Genomic DNA, 259 nt, shown 5'->3' with positions numbered 1-259 from the left:
ACGTCGCCTTCCACCAGAAATGCTTCGCCGCCGTCGGCGATGATGTCGGCCACCACCTTCTCAGCGGCTTTTGCACTGGTATTGTAATTCACGCCCACCCGGATTCCTGCCCGAGCCAGGCGGCTGGCAATGACGGCGCCTATCCCGCGAGAGGCTCCGGTAACCAGGGCAACCTGCTGGTCCGAGTCCACCGCCGTCACTTTGTTTCCCTCATCTTAATAATCCCGGCTTGAAAATTCCAAACTGGATAATCCAGACT

1 protein-coding gene is annotated in these 259 nt (G+C 57.9%); it reads right to left on the bottom strand.

The window, feature by feature from the left end:
• Positions 1–191 (bottom strand): SDR family NAD(P)-dependent oxidoreductase (locus tag PZC42_RS21825; RefSeq protein ID WP_277214295.1); only part of this gene is annotated, 191 nt, incomplete at its 3' end.
• Positions 192–259: the final 68 nt, after the last annotated feature.

Origin of the sequence: Isoptericola croceus (genome assembly GCF_029382255.1) — a bacterium.
GTDB classification, from domain to species: domain Bacteria; phylum Actinomycetota; class Actinomycetes; order Actinomycetales; family Cellulomonadaceae; genus Isoptericola; species Isoptericola croceus.
Note: the sequence above shows the minus strand (reverse complement) of the source record. Positions and strands in the feature narration are given on the sequence as shown.